The sequence below is a fragment of the uncultured Sneathiella sp. genome, from assembly GCF_963976355.1.
Lineage (GTDB): Bacteria > Pseudomonadota > Alphaproteobacteria > Sneathiellales > Sneathiellaceae > Sneathiella.
Genome location: NZ_CAXBKA010000001.1, coordinates 482,892 through 500,957, shown reverse-complemented (window position 1 = coordinate 500,957; position 18,066 = coordinate 482,892). Strand labels below are relative to the sequence as shown.

Genomic DNA, 18,066 nt, shown 5'->3' with positions numbered 1-18,066 from the left:
ACGGAAAATACAAGCAGACAACGGATTTATCGATGACAATTTCGAAGGAAGCGGTAACAGCCAGGGTTGACGAAAACCCGGATATCGTTGCCGCCCGGAAAGTCCTGAAAGTGGAGGCGGAGGCCCTCCTGCAGCTTCAGGGTGACCTCGATGCGGAATTCGTGAAGGCACTCGACTATATATTTGCCGCAAAAGGTCGCGTTATCGTCAGCGGCATGGGAAAAAGCGGTCATATCGGGAACAAAATCGCTGCCACCTTCGCCTCCACGGGCACACCCGCTCAATTTGTGCATCCTGCTGAAGCCAGCCATGGCGATCTTGGTATGATCACCAACAACGATGTTGTCCTTTGTCTTTCCAATTCCGGCGGCACGAAAGAGCTGAGCGACATTATTGCTTATACCCGCCGGTTCCATATCCCGCTAATTGCAATCGTGGGCAAAGCGAACAGCACTCTCGGCCGGCGTGCCGATGCCCTATTGCTACTGCCTGAGGTACCGGAAGCCTGCCCCATGGGCCTCGCGCCAACAACCTCGACAACCGCCACCTTGGCGTTGGGCGATGCACTAGCTGTTGCCCTTCTCGCCCGTCGCGGTTTCAATGCGGAGAAGTACCGGGTTTTTCATCCAGGTGGCAAGCTTGGCGGATCCCTGGTCAAGGTCGAAGACCTCATGCATACGGGCGATGCCATGCCGCTTGTCCCGGAAGGTACCCCGATGAGCGAAGCGCTTATAGAAATTTCAGCCAAAAGCTTTGGCTGTGTCGGTATTCTGGCGGAGGGTCAATCTCTGGCGGGGATCATTACGGACGGGGACTTGCGGCGCCACATGGGCGCAGATCTGCTGGAGAAGTCTGTGAATGATGTCATGACCCGCAATCCACAGACGATATCGGCGCATGCCCTGGCAGGCGAGGCTCTGGCGCAGATGAATTCAACCGGTTTTAACGGGATTACCTGCCTGTTCGTCGTGGACAACAAGAAAGCTACCGGCATCATCAGCGTTCATGACTGCCTACGCAGCGGGGTGATGTAGCAGAATGAAGCCTGTCGATGCCCTTACATCCGAAGAAAAGATTTCCGGCGAAACTCTCGCCGGGGCAAAGGATTTTATTGGAGCTCCGGGCTTTGCGGAAACGAAATTCAACGCACGCTACAGCCATTTCGTTGCGATTATAAAGTTTATCCTTCTCGGGCTCGCAATCCTTCTCGTCGGTCTCGCGTTTATTCTGCCCAACCTTGATAAGCCCGAGGGGTTTACCCTTGATTATGCGGATGTCACCGTTTCCGATGATGGCTTGACCATGAAGAATCCGCAATATGTTGCAAGTGACATAAGCGATCGCAACTATGTGGTCACGGCAGATACCGCAACCCAGAAAACCGCAACGGCATCGCTGGTATCCCTTAAAAACCTTCAAGCCGACATCACCTTGAATAGCGGTGACTGGATTTCAGTCTCGGCGCCGGAAGGGGAGCTTGATACAGAAACCGGAATTCTCGATCTTTTTGGCGAGATTAACGTCTTCAGTGACAGCGGCAACCAGCTGACCGCTGATTCCGCCACGGTGAATCTTAAAAAGAACACGATAAGAAGCGACAAACCGCTGAAAGGCCACGGACCGCTTGGCATTATTGAGGCGGACAGGCTTGTCGCAGACCAGATAACTGGTAACATACGCTTTGACGGTAACGTCAAGCTTATCATCAACCCCTAAACGGACGACGGACAAATCCCCGAATGCCCAGTCACCTCTCGAAAATAACAGTCGTGCTTTTTGTCCTCAGCCTTGTGGCATATGGAAGTTTGTCGGGTGCATTTGCGCAGTCCGTAGCCGGCGGTGGCGGCTTTGACACCAATCAGCCGATAGAAATCACAGCCGACTCCCTTGAAGTACAACAAGCAAATCAGCAAGCAATCTTCGAGGGAAACGTGCAGGTTGTTCAAGGTGAAATCCGAATGCGCTCAAACAAATTGGTTGTTCATTATTCGGAGAAAAATCAATCCGGGAATGGTGACCCGGCCAATATCCGACAAATCGATGCAACTGGCGATGTTTTCCTGTCCAGTCCACGTGAGACCGCGCAAGGAGACAAGGGCGTTTATGACGTTACGAATAAACAGATCGATTTGCAGGGAAATGTGGTATTAACGCAAGGACAGAACGTGCTGCGCGGCAATAATTTGACGCTTGATCTTGTCTCAGGCAAGAGCCGGGTTGAAGGCGGCGGCGCGACCGAAGGCAATAACGGCCGTGTAAAAGGAATATTTGTTCCTGAGAAAAAAGCCGGCGAGTAGAGTATGGAACGGTTATGACAACAGGAACTCAGGAGATGGATAAGCGTCCGCGGCTGGTAGCAGAGAACAGCGGCCTGAAAGCAAAGAATATCGGTAAATCCTTCAAAAAACGGCCAATTCTTCGTGGCGTCGATATTACTGTTAACCGGGGAGAAGCGGTTGGCCTGCTCGGTCCGAATGGCGCAGGCAAGACCACCAGCTTCTATATCATCTCCGGCCTGCTACGCCCGGACTACGGCACGATAATTCTCGATGGCCGCGATGTAACTGAGCTTCCGATGTATCGCCGCGCCCGCCTCGGCATCGGTTACCTGCCTCAGGAAGCCTCTATCTTTCGTGGCATGAATGTCGAACAGAATATCCGTGCTGTGCTCGAACTGATTGAGCCTGTACATGAAAAGCGCGAGAACCTGCTGGAGAGCCTTCTGGCGGAATTTTCCATCTCGCATCTTCGGCGTACACCGGCAATCGCTCTGTCCGGCGGAGAACGGCGACGGGTTGAAATCGCTCGCGCACTAGCCGGAAAGCCCAATTATATAATGCTGGACGAACCCTTGGCCGGAATTGACCCGATCGCTGTCGGCGATATACGGGATCTGGTTTCTCACTTAAAAGACCGCGGTATTGGCGTTCTGATCACGGAACATAACGTTCGCGAAACGCTTGATATCATTGATCGTGCATATATTCTTAACGAAGGCCGTGTCATAAAAGAGGGGATCCCGTCGGAGATTGTGTCCGACGAAGGAGTGAGACGCGTTTACTTGGGGGATCGCTTCAATCTCTAGACCGCTGGAGATTGACAGGGATCAGGAGTGACAATGGCGCTAACGCCCAGACTTGATCTAAGACAAAGCCAGCAGCTTGTGATGACTCCACAGCTGCAACAGGCGATCAAGCTGTTGCAGATGTCTAATCTGGATCTGGCCGCTTATGTCGAGCAGGAATTGGAAAAGAACCCACTTCTTGAGCGCGATGATTCCTTACCGGGTGAGGATGATTATGTCGCGTCCGACGATAGCTCGGATTTCGAGGGGGAAAGCGACACAGGCCCGCTGGAGGAAATCAGCATTTCCGACAACGCGCCGCTATCAGCCGCCGAAAACGCCGCTATCGATACCGATTACGACAATATCTATACCAGTGATGCGCCCTTGGACAATCCATCGGATGTGATCGGGGCCGATGCCGCAAGCACCGGCTTTCTGGCCGCTAGCACCGGTGGTAGCAGTTCCTTTTCCGGGACCGATATGAATCTGGAAAATACGCTGAGCGATGATATATCGCTGCGGGATCATCTTGCGGCCCAGCTTAATCTTCTCGGCTTGTCCCCTGTGGACAAGCTCATCGCATCCTATCTGATCGATCTTGTAAGTGACACGGGCTATCTTGTTGGCGATTTGGAAGAGGCGGCAGAATCGTTAGGCTGCACAGATGAGCGGCTGAACAACGTTCTGGAGACATTACGCGGACTGGAACCGACAGGTGTCTTCGCGCTGGATCTGGCGGATTGTCTGGCGCTACAGCTGAAAGAGAAAAACCGTTACGATCCTGCCATTGCCGCCCTTCTCGAGAACCTTCATCTGCTCGCGGAGGGAAACCTCAAGGAACTCCTTGGTATTTGTGGGGTAGATCAGGAAGACCTCGCAGACATGATTGCTGAAATCAAGGAACTGGACCCTAAACCCGGCCTCCAGTTCGGTGGCGAAGTTGCGCAGACTGTAGTACCGGATGTTTTCGTACGCCGGCGCCCGGATGGTGGCTGGCATGTCGAGTTGAACAGTGAAACCCTGCCAAAAGTTCTGGTCAATAATCGTTATTATTCAGTCATCAATACGAAGTCCCGACACAAAGAGGAAAAAGAATATCTCTCCGAATGCATAAATTCAGCAAACTGGCTGATTAAATCCCTCGAGCAGCGCGCCCAGACAATCCTGAAAGTAGCCTCTGCACTGGTTGAGGAGCAGGAAATGTTTTTTACCCAGGGCATCGAGTTTTTGCGACCGCTAAATCTCAAAACCATCGCCGAGGCAATCTCGATGCATGAAAGCACGGTTAGCCGGGTCACCTCCAATAAATACCTGGCAACATCCCGCGGGGTTTTTGAGCTGAAGTACTTCTTCACGTCCGCCATCAATGCAACTTCGGGAGGCGATTCTCACTCCGCAGCATCCGTCCGTCATAAGTTGAAACAACTCGTGAACGATGAAGCACCGAACAAGATTCTTTCCGACGATAAAATCGTTGAATTGATGAAACTTCAAGGGATAGATATTGCGCGGCGCACCGTTGCAAAGTATCGTGATGCTATGAATATTCCGTCTTCCGTAGAACGACGAAGACTAAAGAAGCAGTTGATTGCTTCATAAATGGGGTCCAGAAAATGGTGCCTCTGGCACAGCATTTTTTCGTTTCTAATAGCGTGTGTTGACATTACAACGCGCAAAAACTATGGTCCCGCCCTCAAATGGAATTGAGCGCTGTTTTTTGGCGGAAATTGGTCACACTTCTAGGATTGGATCATTAAGATGCATGTGATTGTAAAAGGTAAGCAGATTGATGTCGGCGATGCCCTTCGCGAGCATATTGAAGAGAGTCTGGAAAGCGGCGTTTCCAAATATTTTGATAACGCGATTGATGCACAAGTTACGTTAAGCCGGATCAGTCATAACTTTCATACCGAGTGCAGCGTCCATATCGGATCTGGTATTGATGTTACGGCCTCTGCGGATCACACAGATGCGTATAGCAGTTTCGATTCAACATTGGAGCGTATCGAAAAACAGTTGCGACGCTACAAGCGGCGCCTGAAAAGTCATCATGGCAAGGAACGTTATCAGGCCAAAATGGCGTTTGCCGCCCAAAGCTATGTGTTGGCACCTGAACCAGAAACCGATACAGATGAGACAGAAGCACAAGATGACTGGCAGCCAATGATTATCGCGGAAAGCAGCGCGGATATTCCGGACTGTTCCGTTGGCGAAGCAGTGATGCGCATGGATCTTGCAAACCTCCCGGCAATGATGTTCCACAATTCTGGAACACAGGAATTGAATGTCGTGTACCGTCGTCCTGACGGTAATATAGGCTGGATTGACCCTAAGGTCGCGAAAACCGAAAAATCTGCATAGAAATTTGCTTTTTGCCCCCATAACGACCAACTAGATCAGGTATCATGGAAATCAGTGATCTCATTCAGCCGCAGACAGTCTTTGCGGATCTGAAAGCCACCAGCAAGAAGCAGGCATTGCAGGAACTGGCGCGCCGCGCCGCTACTATTACCGGATGTTCCGAACGGGACATACTCGATGTCCTTATTGAAAGGGAACGGCTTGGCACGACCGGCATCGGTAAAGGCATTGCGATCCCGCATGGAAAACTTCCCGGCATCAATCGTGTGTATGGAATTTTCGCAAAGCTGAATACAGGCGTCGATTTCGATTCAATGGATAATCTGCCGGTTGATCTGCTGTTTCTGTTGCTGGCTCCGGAAGCGGCGGGCGCTGATCACTTGAAAGCTTTGGCGCGGGTATCCCGTACCCTTCGGGACAAGGGGCGATGCGAAAAGCTTCGCGGAAGCCATGACGCCGATGCACTCTATGCAATCCTCATAGAACCAAGCGCACAGTCCGCCGCTTAAGCATTTCCTGAATGCGCTCTAATTGGTTTCATTAGAAGCGGACAATCCCAGAGGGGAAAATATTCTTTTGGTACACCGCTCAAAAGAAGGGTTGTTTCACTAAGGCGTCATTTGCGCTGCCTAACGGCGGCGGCAATACTAATTTACCAGAAATGCCTCGAAATCATTCTGACGGGCAACGACCAGTGCAGCATTGGCAGATTTCTCTTCTCCCAGCTGCTGACCATTGGCGGCAAAAATTTGATATTTAACAGCCCCATCTTCTTCGATAGCCCGCACATAGGCCATATCCATCGACCCGAGCATGCCAAACGCCGCAGGACTTAAATGGCGGAGAGTGGATTCCTGATATTGCATTTTCAAAACTCCTTAACGCGACCCGTGTTCGTTCTAGTCAATCAATTCAGACGAATTAATTGTCTTGATTTCTTTTTTTGACCGGCTGGTATTTATCTCGATCCGGCGACTTTCTGTTTTTGGAAATGGCAGCTGCAATCCGATATGCAAAAGTCCACTCTCCATTTCCGCGCCCATTATTTCAAGCCCTTCGGCCAGAACAAATTTACGCTGGAACTGACGGGCTGCTATTCCACGATGCAGAAACACGCGATCCGTCTCTTCCTGTTGCTTACCATGGATTATAAGTTGGTTTTGTTCCAGTGTTATCTGAAGGTCTTCTTCCTTAAATCCGGCCACAGCGAGAGTAATTCGCAATTCTCGTTCGCCAATCTGCTCGATATTGTAGGGAGGGTAGCCCTCATTCGAAGATTTGGAGAGCTGGTCAAGAATCTGCTCAAAATGATCAAAACCCAGCATTAGCGGGTGATTAAACGACGTTGCGCGCGGCATACACTTCCTCCTCCGACGAGCGAGACAGCTTGTAATCGGCGCCGATCCGACACCTCTGACAGCCCATAACGGCACTATCAATAAAATATGTAATGATTGTGCACGCTGTCATCAAGGTTGGGTTTCACAAATATCGTGAGCGGGGTATAAGTGGCTCGAATCTGTAATCAAGAACAAGAATGGAAAAATCTATGAGTATCGATCCACAAAAGCAGGATTTTAAAATTGGCGTCGTCGGGGCGGGCGCTATGGGCCGCGGTATCGCCCAGGTATCCGCAACGGGCGGAATGCCGGTTTATATTTTTGATGCAGCGGACGGCGCTGCCAGCGCGGCAAAGGATTTCATCACATCGATGATTAGTCGCTCTATGGAAAAAGGCCGCATGGAAAAAGAGGAAGGGGATGCTGCGATCACCCGAATCCATGTTGCAGAGAATATAGATGGTCTAGCGGATTGCGACCTTGTCATCGAAGCGATTGTCGAAAACATTGATATCAAACAGAAAGTATTCCAGCAGCTGGAAGAAATTGTCCGACCGGACACGATCATTGCTTCCAATACCTCCAGCATCCGCATTTCCTCAATTGCTTCCGCCTGTAATCACCGGGAGCGGATCGCCGGACTGCACTTCTTTAATCCGGTCCCTCTCATGAAGCTGGTGGAGGTGATCAACGGCACGGATACAAGCAAGGAAGTAACCGAGGCGCTTGAAGTCATCGGCAAACGCATGGGCCGGGTTCCCGTGGTCGTTAAAGATGCCCCAGGCTTTCTGGTCAATCTTGGCGGACGCGCCTATTCAACAGAGTCATTGCGGATCGTTTCCGAGGGAGTTGCAACGCCATTTCAGGTGGATGCGATCATGCGGGAGGCCTGCGGCTTTCGAATGGGCCCGTTCGAGCTTCTGGATCTGACCGGTATTGACGTCAATTTTCCGGTCAGCCAGATCATCTATAACGGCTATTTCCAGGACAAACGTCTGTCTACCTACCCCTTGCATGAAAGCATGATGGAAGCAGGACGGCTTGGAAAAAAAACGAAGGCCGGATTCTATGCCTATTCGGAAGATGGAACGATCATTCGCCCGGATGTAGAGGAAGAAGTCTCAGCTACTGCGGCAACACAGGTCGTTCTCGCTGAGCCGTCCGAAGCGTTGGAAAAGCTGATGAGCGAGATCGGGGTTAAGATACTGCCATCGGATGATGGCACGTCCCCAATTCTCGCTGATCCGATCGGAGAGGACTGCACGGCTGTTTCAGTTCGTCTTGGCGTTGATCCGAAGCGTCTGGTTGCGATTGACACACACACGGGCGTTGTCTCCCGCGCAACCATTATGGCAGCACCCGGCGCCAACGAAGAGATAGTTCAGTCCGTTATGGCAATGCTGAGCGCTGTTTCCAGTGGAGTCACTCGCATCAAGGACAATCCAGGGTTTGTAGCGCAGCGTATTCGCGCAATGATCGCCAATCTTGGCTGTGAAATGGCCCAGATCGGCGTGGCAAGCCCTGAAGATATCGACAAGGGAATGAAGCTGGGGCTGAATTATCCGTTTGGCTCGGTAGAGCTTGCGGAACATATGGGCAATCGCAATTGCCTGAAAATTCTTGAAAACCTGCAAGCGATTACCGGAGAAGACCGTTATCGGCCCAGTCAATGGCTCCGTCGTCGGGCATTGCTGGATTTACCAATTCATACGCTGGACTGAGGCTAGCGCCCGCCTACTGGGCGGGCGTTTCCTCTTCGCGGTCCTTTGCCATCTGCGCCATTTCCTGCAATGCCCCTGCCGCATTACCGCCGAGACTGGTCTCAACCGCCTGCATCATTGTCGCAATGACTGCTGCCGTAAAGTGATCCCGCTCCAACCCGGCGGAAATACAATCCTCCAGGGCTTTATCGAGATGGCTGGTAATAATCTCGGCTGCTTTGTCGAGTTTATCTTTCACGTCGGCTTCGGGCAGGGAAGAGTTAAAATTATCAGACACTGGATTTCCATTTGTTAAAAAGCTACGTCCCGAAGACATAAGGTTTTCACATCCGAAGAGCAAACTTATTCGGGTGTTTTTTCAAGTGTGATGGGCTGGCCATGCGGTGTGTGGTCGGCAGCGTCCTGCCATTCGGCTTTCCGTCGCTTGAGTTGATCCGGTGTCAGCAGCTCTTTTTGTGCAACGATTTTCTCAAGCGCGGCGAGCCAGCAGAGATAATAGGTTGTGTTTCCGACCCCATTGCCTGCGGAGGTGTCCGCGGCAATCTCCGCACCAAAGATTTCCGCCCATTCACTCCAGGTAAACTGCTTCGCCTCATGAAGCTTGACCGTCAACGCAAACGCCTGCGCCTGCCAAGGTTCCTCAAATACCGGGCCTTCTTCATCGCGCGGTATGTTTATTTTTGCGAGTTCCGGATCAAGCTGCATTACGGGCTGCCTCAAGATAATCGTCCCAGAGGTCGACATAGATATAATCCCCTTTGGTTCCGTCTTCCGGCCCCCACAACTCGGTAGAAGCAAACCGGACACTATAGAGGTGTTGGGGATCGCATTTCCCATGGGCATTCGCATCCGGAAAAACATGCAGGCCGTAATCATCCATGATCACACCCTGATGCCCCCGAACATAACGTGGCAAGCGGGTATGACCTGCCGGGTGAATATTCCGCGCCGACACGGTATCGCCAATAACAAACCGGGCCGCCTTCCCTTCTTCCGCCAGATAGTTACCGCCCTTGTCCATCAGGGCATCGACATCTTCGGCTTTCATGGCGGGTCGCGGGGGTGATACAGGTCTTGGAGCCACGGCGCCGGACAGTTCTTCCTCTGAGATAAAACCCTTTTCCGTAAGGATGCGAATTAATCCATCAAGCCATATTTCGTAATAACTGCTGGAAAGATACTTTGCCGGATCCATGCGTTCGCGGGCATGGCGGGATTCGTCGAGGTTCCGGACACCGACCGCGGTTATTGCATTGTTCATCGCAAACATCCGTTTTTCCCATTCCGCGTGAAATACCGGCTCGGCATCCTCCACGACAACCAGGCCCATACCATGCATTCCACCCATGTCATGTATGCTGTCCATCTCAGCCTCCTAGGGCTTTGCCAGGCTTTCCGCCATCTTCGTTCCGATCATGCTGTCTCTGCTCACCAGATCCGCCAGCGCCTCTTCATCAAGGTGCTCTGACCCTAAAGGCCTTGTCGGCACGACGAGATAACGGGTTTCCGCCGTACTGTCCCATACCCGGACCTCCATATCGTCTGGAAGGGTCGTTCCGAATTCTTCTAGAACCTTTCTTGGTTCACGTACGACCCGGGCCCGATAGGGCGCCGACTTGTACCAGACTGGTGGCAAACCCAGTACCGGCCATGGATAGCAGGAACACAGCGTGCAAACGACCACATTATGAACCCGATCGGTATTCTCAAGTGCAATCAATTCTTCCCCTTGCGCCCCGGAAAAGCCGAATTCAGCAACCGCTGACGTCGCATCGGAGAAAAGCCGTTTCCTAAATTCAGGATCCACCCATGCCCGGGCAACAACCTTTGCGCCGTTCTTTGGGCCCACCTTGTTTTCATAACGGTCAACAAGGGCATCTAAGGCATCGGCCTCCACCAAGCCTTTTTCAATCAGCAGGGATTCCAGACTTTTTACACGCAGGACAGTCTCTGGTAGTGGATCGCCATGCTTATGATCATGTGCCATTTTAGGTCTCCAGCAACTTGTCGGATTTTCTTAATTCTTCGTTAAGGCTCTATCAGCGAATATAGGCTCTATTTATTCGGAGTACAAAAGCATTTAAGTAAACTTTGGTGTCAGCCACCATCGTGTTCCAGCCCGGAGCAAGGCCAGAGGGGATGAAATGACCTGGATTAAAACTGTTCCGTTGGAAGATGCCGACGGACCACTTAAAAACCTTTATGACCGGATCAAGGATCCCGACGGACATATCGACAATGTTCTTATGGCCCATTCCTTGCGGCCGCATCTAATGGAAGGGCATCTGGACTTGCGGGAGCATGTCCTGAACAACAGCGAAAACGCACTGGCGAAATGGAAACTGGACGCAATCGGCATTTATGTCAGCTTGCTGAATGGATGCGATTATTGCGTCGAATATTATTTCGCGACACTGGAAGGCCTGCTTGAGGTCGAGGAGGACGCCGCCCGCCTCCGCGCTGCCCTGGAAGCGGGCGAGCCGGAGCGCGTGTTTGCCGGTGCAGACCTCGCCATGATGTTATATGCCAACCTACTGACAGCCCGCCCCGATAAAATCTCCGTCAGTATGATAGAAGAACTACGCAATACCGGTCTGGAAGATGGCGAAATTCTCGAAATCAATCAGGCCGTTGCCTATTTTTCCTATGTAAACCGTACCGTGCTCGGGCTCGGCATCCACTAAAAAACGTCTGGTCTTGCGCTTCGGCGGCAAACTCCATAATCTCCTGCTCTGTTTGCGTGGGCGAGAAATATTTTCCTTGGCCACTCATTTCGACGCGAAAGAGCCATATGGAAAATTCATCTGTCATCACCGCCACCAACCTGATCAAAAAATATGGCGCACTGGAAGTCGTCAAGGGCATCGACTTCTCGGTTCCCGCCGGACAGTGTTTTGGCCTTCTCGGTCCAAACGGAGCGGGAAAATCAACAACCATGCGGATGATCATGGGGCTGTCAGAGGTAACCGGCGGTACGCTCACTGTCTTTGGCAAACCTGCAAGCGGAATGGCACGGGACGTAAAGGCCAAAATCGGCCTTGTACCTCAGGAAAGCAATCTCGATCCGGATATCACGGTCCTTGAAAATTTATATGCTTTCGGCCGCTATTTTGCTCTGCCCCGGAATGTGATTGAAGAGCGTGCCAAAAAGCTTCTGGAATTCATGCAACTCATCGACAAGCAGCATGCCCCGGTCAATGCCCTTTCGGGCGGCATGAAGCGCCGCTTGACCATCGCGCGGGCGCTGATCGGCGACCCTGAAATGGTTATCCTCGATGAACCGACAACGGGTCTCGATCCTCAGGCGCGCGTTCTTATCTGGAAGCAATTGCTGGAACTCAAGAAAGACGGGCGGACATTGCTACTGACGACACACTACATGGATGAAGCACAGCGGCTTTGCGATCAGATCGTTATCATCGACGGTGGTAGAATTCTCGATCATGGGACACCGGAAGAGCTGATTGCCCGCCGGGTAAAGGGCTTCGTGTTCGAAGTTCAGAAACCGCATGTTCCGGGCTCCTCCGCCGATCGCTGGGATCAGGAGGATATAGGCGATTCCGTGCTGTATTTCGTCGAAGACACCGCAGAATTTATTGCCGATTTACCGGAAGATGCGATTTATCTCCATCGCCCTGCCAATCTGGAAGATGTATTCCTGCGCCTGACCGGGCGGCAGTTAAGAGAGAATTGATACCGATGCAAATGCCTGAACTTCCCTATATTCACGCAGTCTACGACCGGCAGTATCGTGTCTTTCGAAAGCTGCTGGGCTCTGCCCTCGTATCCAACGTTGCAAACCCTATCCTGTTCCTCTTTGCCTTCGGGTTCGGCATGGGATCCTTCATCGATACCATGGCGGGCATGAGCTATATGACATTCGTCGTTGCCGGCATGGTCGGTTATTCTGCGGCCTTTGCCGCAAGTTTTGAAACGTCAATCGGTGCCTTTACCCGCTATTTCCTGCAAAAGAACTGGGACGCCATTCTTTCGACCCCTGTCACGCTTGCGGAATTGATGATGGGGGAAATTCTCTGGGCCTCGATAAAGGCCCTGTTTTCTGCCGTCTGCGTTCTGATTGTCGGCTGGATGTGGGGCGGTGTTCCCGTGATATTTGAACCGCTGATAACCTTGCCGATCGTTTTCCTGGGCTCTGTTTGCTTTGCCTGTACCGGACTGGTGGCAACGGCCTATGCAAAGGGATATGAATTCTTCGCATATTTCTTTACATTCTGGGTAACACCCATGTTTGTATTCTGTGGCGTTTTCTTCGAAATATCCCGCTTCCCCGACGCAGTTCAGTATTTCGCCTGGTTCTTTCCGATGACACATCTGGTCGCCGCCATACGACCGCTTATCGCCGGAACGGCGATCGACCCGGCTCTCATTGCGTTGCATACGGTTTATATAGTGGTGTTCAGCGCCGCAGCGTTCGTCATCGCCCATCGCAAACTGCGGCAGCGGCTTTATGACTGAGATTTGAGGCCAGGCTTATTGCCCGGCTTCATGGGCCGCAAGCGCCGCCATATTCACAAGATCGGAAACAGTCGCGCCAATCGGCACAATCTGGACAGGCTTCGACAGCCCGACGAGAAGCGGACCGATGACTTTACTCTCGCCGAGGACCGGCATCAGCTTCGAGGCGATGTTTGCAGAGTGCAAGCCCGGCATGACGAGCACGTTAGCCGGACCGGAGAGACGACAGAAAGGATAGAAGCTCGCCATCAGCTCGGGGTCAAGCGCAACGTCTGCCGAAATATCCCCTTCATATTCAAAGTCGAGCTCTTCCTTATCCAGCAACTCCACCGCATCCCGAATACTATCGGCGGTGTAATGTTTCGGATTGCCGAAATTCGAATAGGATAACAGGGCAACACGTGGCTCATGCCCCAGACGACGGGCAACTTCCGCCGCTTCCTTCGAGATTGAAACCAGCTCTTCCGCCGTTGGCAGGGTCGTCACCGTCGTATCCGCCATAAAGACTGTGCGATCCCGTCCGACAATGACCGACACTCCAATAACACGCTGGTTCGGTTTTGGATCGATGACCTTCTGAATTTCCTTGAACGCCACAGAGAATCGACGGGTGACACCCGTGAGCACGGCGTCCGCATCACCCATCGCGACCATGCAGGACGCGAAAATATTCCGGTCCCGATTGACAAGACGAGCGCAATCGCGGAACAGGTAGCCTTCCCGTTGCAGCCGCTCATACAGGAAACTGTAGTACTTTTCCCGATGTTCCATCTCGCTGGCGTTATAAATCTCGATATTTTCCGAACCATCAATACCGATTTCAGCCATGATTTTCCTAACTTCGCTCTCCCGGCCAAGCAGAATCGGTATCCCGTAACCTGCCTTCTGGAACTCGACAGCCGCCCGAATGACCTTTTCTTCTTCCCCTTCAGCGAACACGACACGGCGCGGCGCAGTGCGCACCTCGTCCAGAATAAGCTGCAGAGAGCCCGCTGTCGGATCAAGGCGAGCCCGAAGTTCATTCCGGTAACCAAGTTCATCAATGATGGGCCGTCGGGCTACGCCGCTATCCATGGCGGCCTTGGCAACTGCCGTCGGCACATGACTTATCAGGCGCGGATCGAACGGCACAGGAATGATGTAATCCGGCCCATAGATCGGACGCTTGCCCTTATAGGCGGCCGCTACTTCATCCGGCACATCCTCACGCGCCAGTTCTGCGAGGGCTTCCGCCGCAGCGATTTTCATCTCCTCGTTGATGGTTGTCGCCCGCACATCGAGGGCGCCTCGGAATATATACGGAAAGCCGAGGACATTATTAACCTGATTCGGAAAATCAGACCGGCCCGTCGCCACGATCGCATCTTTTCGCACTTCCGCGATTTCTTCCGGTCTGATTTCTGGATCCGGGTTCGCCATCGCGAAGATAATGGGTTTATCCGCCATTGATTTGACCATCTCCTTACTGACGGCCCCTTTCACAGACAAGCCAAGGAATATATCCGAACCGATCATGGCCTCTTCAAGGGTTCGCGCGTCCGTCGCCACCGCATGCGCAGACTTCCACTGGTTCATCCCTTCTTCGCGGCCTTGATATATGACACCTTTCGTGTCGCACAAGGTCGCGTTTTCATGCGGGAGTCCCATTGCCTTGATCAGTTCCAGACAAGCGATAGCCGCCGCCCCTGCGCCATTCACCACAACCTTTGCATCTTTCAGGTTACGCCCTGTCAGATCCAGCGCATTGATGATCCCTGCAGCGCAAATAATGGCGGTGCCATGCTGGTCATCGTGAAAAACCGGAATGTCCATGATTTCGCGCAGGCGCTGCTCAATGATAAAACATTCCGGTGCCTTGATGTCCTCTAGGTTTATGCCCCCAAAACTCGGCCCCATAAGGCGGATACAATTCACGAGTTCATCGACATCTTCACTATCTAGCTCCAGGTCAAAGCAGTCGATATCAGCGAACCGCTTGAATAGAACGGCCTTTCCCTCCATTACCGGCTTCGATCCCAATGCACCGAGGTTTCCAAGACCCAACACGGCCGTTCCGTTAGAAATCACAGCAACACGATTTCCCTTCGTGGTGTAATCATAAACCCGCTCCGGATCATCCGCGATGACGAGACAAGGGCCCGCCACACCGGGAGAATAAGCAAGCGATAAATCACGTTGTGTTGCGACCGCTTTCGTTGCCACGATTTCAAGTTTTCCGGGCTTGCCCTGCGCATGATATCGCAAGGCTTCTTCATACTGGCTGAAATCCGGTTTATCACTCATCGACCCGCGTTCCTGTCCTAATTCTGTGCTCTAGATAAATCGTAAAAATTTCTGACAAAGCAGTTGGAAAAATAGCCTGCTATGGTAGTTTTCCCTCATGCCTACCCTAGTCAAAACCAAGTCGCAACTGAATAAATCGGCAACTCCCATGATGGCGCAATATCTGGCCATCAAGGAAGAGCATCCCGACAGCCTGCTTTTTTACAGGATGGGTGATTTTTACGAGCTGTTTTTCCAGGACGCGGAGATAGCTGCAGCGTCACTTGATATTGCGCTCACAAAGCGGGGAAAGCACGCGGGAGAGGATATCCCGATGTGCGGCGTGCCGGTTCATTCAGCAGACGGGTATTTGCAAAAGCTCATCCGCAAAGGACACCGTGTAGCGGTTGCGGAACAAACTGAAAGTCCCGCGGAAGCAAAGAAAAGAGGATACAAGGCGGTCGTCGCGCGTGAAGTTGTGCGGCTGGTGACGCCCGGAACGATAACCGAAGATAACCTGCTGGACGCGTGCAGCCATAACTTTCTCCTGGCAATGGCGCGCGTCGGCAAGGATCATGCAATGGCATGGCTGGATATCTCAACAGGTGAGTTTTTTGCTACGGCAACCTGCCCGGAAGACTTCGGTGCTAATCTGTCCCGCCTTCAGCCGGGGGAAATACTTATTTCCGAAAAATGGCTGGAGGATACAGAAATTGCCGAACTGGCATCTGAATGGGACAAGGCCCTGACACCGCTTCCTTCCGTTCGTTTCGACAGCCAGAATGGTGAGAAACGTTTAGAAAAGCTCTTTGATGTGGCCACCCTCGATGCGTTTGGCGCCTTCAGCCGCGCAGAACTGGCCGCGGCCGGCGCCCTCGTCGATTATGTGGAACTTACGCAAAAAGGAAAATTCCCTCTGATCAAGCCGCCGGTTCAGGTGGCGACGAATGATGTTATGTCGATTGATGCTGCAACGCGGCGGAACCTTGAATTGACGCGCACCATGAGCGGGGAAAGAAGCGGCAGCCTGCTGGCAACCATTGATCGGACCGTGACAGGAGGGGGTGGGCGGCGTCTGGCTGCGGATATTTCAAGCCCTCTTACACAACCGGACAAAATATTAAAACGTCTGGACATGGTCAGCTATTTCGTCGGAGATCATGAGCGTCGGGGGCGGCTTCGCGATATTTTACGGCGATGCCCCGACACAGAAAGAGCTTTGTCGCGTTTGGTGTTAGGGCGTGGCGGGCCGCGAGACCTTGTCTTGATCCGGGACGGGCTCGGGGAAACCGCCAATATCCGGGATGCTCTAACGCGAAAAAACCTCGACACCTTGCCTGAGGCACTGACTGCCGCAAGCGAGCAGCTGGGATATCATGCGGAACTGGTGGAGACCTTGAGAGCGGCCCTTGCTCCCGATGTGCCGTTTCTGGCGCGCGACGGAGGGTTTATTGCCCGCGGCTTTCGCGCCGACCTTGATGAATTTCGCACCCTACGCGACGAGAGCCGACGCCATATTGCCAACTTGCAGGCTACTTATGCAAAAGAAGTGAATATCCCTTCGCTCAAGATAAAGCACAATAATGTCCTGGGTTATTTTATCGAGATCACCCCGCGATTCGTCGAGAAAATGACTGAAGACTTTATCCATCGGCAGACAATGGCCAATGCCGTGCGATATTCGACCGTTGCTCTCGGTGAGTTGGAAGACAAGATTTCCCGTGCGGCCGACCGGGCGCTTGCGTTGGAATTGACGCTATTCGACGAACTGGTTGCGAAGGTTAAAGAAACAGGAGCGGCTATTCTTTCTGCCGCAAGCGCCATTGCGGAAATCGACGTTGCCGCCAGCCATGCGGAGCTGGCAGTCGAGCAATCCTATTGCCGCCCCGTTGTCGATGACAGTCTCAGTTTCGAGATTACAGCGGGTCGCCACCCTGTTGTCGAAACGGCCCTTAAAGCTGATGCGGAGGCAGATTTCGTCGCCAATGACTGCTGCCTGAATGAAGGACAGCGGCTTTGGTTGCTCACCGGCCCGAATATGGCCGGCAAGAGCACGTTCCTCCGTCAAAATGCCCTGATTACCATTCTGGCCCAGATCGGCGCATTTGTCCCCGCAGAAAAAGCGCATATTGGAATAGTAGATCGTCTGTTCAGCCGTGTGGGCGCCGCTGATGATCTCGCGCGCGGCCGCTCGACTTTCATGGTCGAAATGGTCGAAACGGCGGCGATTCTTAATCAGGCGGGCCCCCGCTCCCTTGTCATCCTCGATGAGATCGGGCGCGGAACAGCAACTTTTGATGGCCTCTCCATCGCATGGGCAACAGTCGAAAACCTTCATGAAGCCAATCAGTGCCGGGCACTTTTCGCGACACATTATCATGAGTTGACGGCGCTCGCCGGAAAGCTGCCCGCCCTTCAAAATCACAGCATGCGGGTTCGCGAATGGAAGGGAGACGTCATCTTCCTTCATGAAGTTGCCGAAGGTTCGGCCGACCGATCTTACGGAATTCAGGTCGCAAAACTGGCGGGTCTGCCAAAGGCCGTTATTCACCGTGCAGAATCCGTTTTGAAAGCACTTGAGGAGAAGGATCAGGGGTCCGCTGCGACCCGGCTCGCCAATGACCTGCCGCTTTTTGCGACTGTCATCCAGGAAACAAAGGAGAGCGAAAAGCGAAAGGCACCGTCAGAAATTGAAGAACGGGTAGCGACAATCAACGCCGATGAGCTATCCCCTCGTGATGCACTTTCACTCATATATAAACTCAAGGAATTAATGGATAAGGATGCATCTGGTATTAACAAAGGATATACTGATCTTTAACTTCGATTCTAAGATGCA

Annotated in this window: 19 protein-coding genes; 12 read left to right on the top strand and 7 right to left on the bottom strand. The window is 52.5% G+C overall.

From position 1 onward, the window contains the following. The first annotated feature begins 32 nt into the window (after positions 1-32). The 7 genes from AAC599_RS02390 (at position 33) to ptsN (ending at position 5,937) form a co-directional block, all read left to right on the top strand. Positions 33-1,034 (top strand): KpsF/GutQ family sugar-phosphate isomerase, encoded by a 1,002-nt coding sequence (locus tag AAC599_RS02390; protein ID WP_340148803.1) that lies wholly within the window; start codon positions 33-35, stop codon positions 1,032-1,034. 4 nt (positions 1,035-1,038) lie between these two features. Then, positions 1,039-1,716, top strand: a complete 678-nt coding sequence (gene lptC, locus AAC599_RS02385) for an LPS export ABC transporter periplasmic protein LptC (protein ID WP_340148802.1) — start codon at positions 1,039-1,041, stop codon at positions 1,714-1,716. A gap of 89 nt (positions 1,717-1,805) precedes the next feature. Beyond that, the gene (gene lptA / locus AAC599_RS02380) at positions 1,806-2,297 is read left to right on the top strand and encodes a lipopolysaccharide transport periplasmic protein LptA (RefSeq protein WP_340148801.1); all 492 of its coding nucleotides are present in this window, start codon (positions 1,806-1,808) and stop codon (positions 2,295-2,297) included. 14 nt (positions 2,298-2,311) lie between these two features. Further along, on the top strand, positions 2,312-3,085 hold the full coding sequence (lptB, locus tag AAC599_RS02375; protein WP_340148800.1) for an LPS export ABC transporter ATP-binding protein: 774 nt from the start codon (positions 2,312-2,314) through the stop codon (positions 3,083-3,085). A 33-nt stretch (positions 3,086-3,118) separates the two neighbouring features. Beyond that, positions 3,119-4,666, top strand: a complete 1,548-nt coding sequence (rpoN, locus tag AAC599_RS02370; RefSeq protein WP_340148799.1) for an RNA polymerase factor sigma-54 — start codon at positions 3,119-3,121, stop codon at positions 4,664-4,666. A gap of 159 nt (positions 4,667-4,825) precedes the next feature. Next, the gene (raiA, locus tag AAC599_RS02365) at positions 4,826-5,428 is read left to right on the top strand and encodes a ribosome-associated translation inhibitor RaiA (protein ID WP_340148798.1); all 603 of its coding nucleotides are present in this window, start codon (positions 4,826-4,828) and stop codon (positions 5,426-5,428) included. Positions 5,429-5,472: 44 nt separating this feature from the next. Then, positions 5,473-5,937: a PTS IIA-like nitrogen regulatory protein PtsN gene (gene ptsN / locus AAC599_RS02360; protein WP_340148797.1), complete on the top strand. Its 465-nt coding sequence runs from the start codon at positions 5,473-5,475 to the stop codon at positions 5,935-5,937. 138 nt (positions 5,938-6,075) lie between these two features. Here the strand turns inward: ptsN and AAC599_RS02355 are convergent, their stop codons facing one another. Beyond that, positions 6,076-6,294, bottom strand: a complete 219-nt coding sequence (locus AAC599_RS02355) for a hypothetical protein (protein WP_340148796.1) — start codon at positions 6,292-6,294, stop codon at positions 6,076-6,078. 33 nt (positions 6,295-6,327) lie between these two features. Then, complete coding sequence (locus tag AAC599_RS02350; protein ID WP_340148795.1) at positions 6,328-6,786, bottom strand: Hsp20 family protein; 459 nt, start codon at positions 6,784-6,786, stop codon at positions 6,328-6,330. Positions 6,787-6,977: 191 nt separating this feature from the next. Between AAC599_RS02350 and AAC599_RS02345 the strand changes: the two genes are divergently transcribed. Beyond that, positions 6,978-8,489 (top strand): 3-hydroxyacyl-CoA dehydrogenase, encoded by a 1,512-nt coding sequence (locus AAC599_RS02345; RefSeq protein WP_340148794.1) that lies wholly within the window; start codon positions 6,978-6,980, stop codon positions 8,487-8,489. Between the two features lie 13 nt (positions 8,490-8,502). On the opposite strand, the gene AAC599_RS02340 is transcribed toward AAC599_RS02345, so the two are convergent. The 4 genes from AAC599_RS02340 to nthA form a co-directional block, all read right to left on the bottom strand. Further along, positions 8,503-8,766 carry a hypothetical protein gene (locus tag AAC599_RS02340; protein ID WP_340148793.1) on the bottom strand — a complete coding sequence of 88 codons (264 nt, stop codon included), beginning with the start codon at positions 8,764-8,766 and terminating at the stop codon, positions 8,503-8,505. 65 nt (positions 8,767-8,831) lie between these two features. Next, entirely contained in the window at positions 8,832-9,194 is a 363-nt protein-coding gene (locus AAC599_RS02335) for a nitrile hydratase accessory protein (protein ID WP_340148792.1), read from the bottom strand. Continuing rightward, positions 9,184-9,855 carry a nitrile hydratase subunit beta gene (gene nthB, locus AAC599_RS02330; protein ID WP_340148791.1) on the bottom strand — a complete coding sequence of 224 codons (672 nt, stop codon included), beginning with the start codon at positions 9,853-9,855 and terminating at the stop codon, positions 9,184-9,186. Before nthB ends, AAC599_RS02335 begins: the two co-directional genes overlap by 11 nt. A gap of 9 nt (positions 9,856-9,864) precedes the next feature. Beyond that, positions 9,865-10,476: a nitrile hydratase subunit alpha gene (gene nthA, locus AAC599_RS02325; protein WP_340148790.1), complete on the bottom strand. Its 612-nt coding sequence runs from the start codon at positions 10,474-10,476 to the stop codon at positions 9,865-9,867. A 157-nt stretch (positions 10,477-10,633) separates the two neighbouring features. Between nthA and AAC599_RS02320 the strand changes: the two genes are divergently transcribed. From AAC599_RS02320 to AAC599_RS02310, 3 genes are all read left to right on the top strand, one after another. Further along, a complete protein-coding gene (locus AAC599_RS02320) occupies positions 10,634-11,173 on the top strand; it encodes a hypothetical protein (RefSeq protein WP_340148789.1) in 540 nt (179 codons plus the stop codon). A gap of 107 nt (positions 11,174-11,280) precedes the next feature. Then, positions 11,281-12,183, top strand: a complete 903-nt coding sequence (locus tag AAC599_RS02315; protein ID WP_340148788.1) for an ATP-binding cassette domain-containing protein — start codon at positions 11,281-11,283, stop codon at positions 12,181-12,183. A gap of 5 nt (positions 12,184-12,188) precedes the next feature. Next, positions 12,189-12,965: an ABC transporter permease gene (locus AAC599_RS02310; protein WP_340148787.1), complete on the top strand. Its 777-nt coding sequence runs from the start codon at positions 12,189-12,191 to the stop codon at positions 12,963-12,965. Between the two features lie 15 nt (positions 12,966-12,980). Here AAC599_RS02310 and AAC599_RS02305 read toward each other — a convergent pair whose 3' ends face one another. Continuing rightward, positions 12,981-15,248, bottom strand: coding sequence for an NADP-dependent malic enzyme (locus AAC599_RS02305; protein ID WP_340148786.1), 2,268 nt, complete (start codon positions 15,246-15,248; stop codon positions 12,981-12,983). A gap of 148 nt (positions 15,249-15,396) precedes the next feature. On the opposite strand from AAC599_RS02305, the gene mutS reads away from it, so the two are divergent. Then, positions 15,397-18,048 carry a DNA mismatch repair protein MutS gene (gene mutS, locus AAC599_RS02300; protein WP_340148785.1) on the top strand — a complete coding sequence of 884 codons (2,652 nt, stop codon included), beginning with the start codon at positions 15,397-15,399 and terminating at the stop codon, positions 18,046-18,048. Positions 18,049-18,066: the final 18 nt, after the last annotated feature.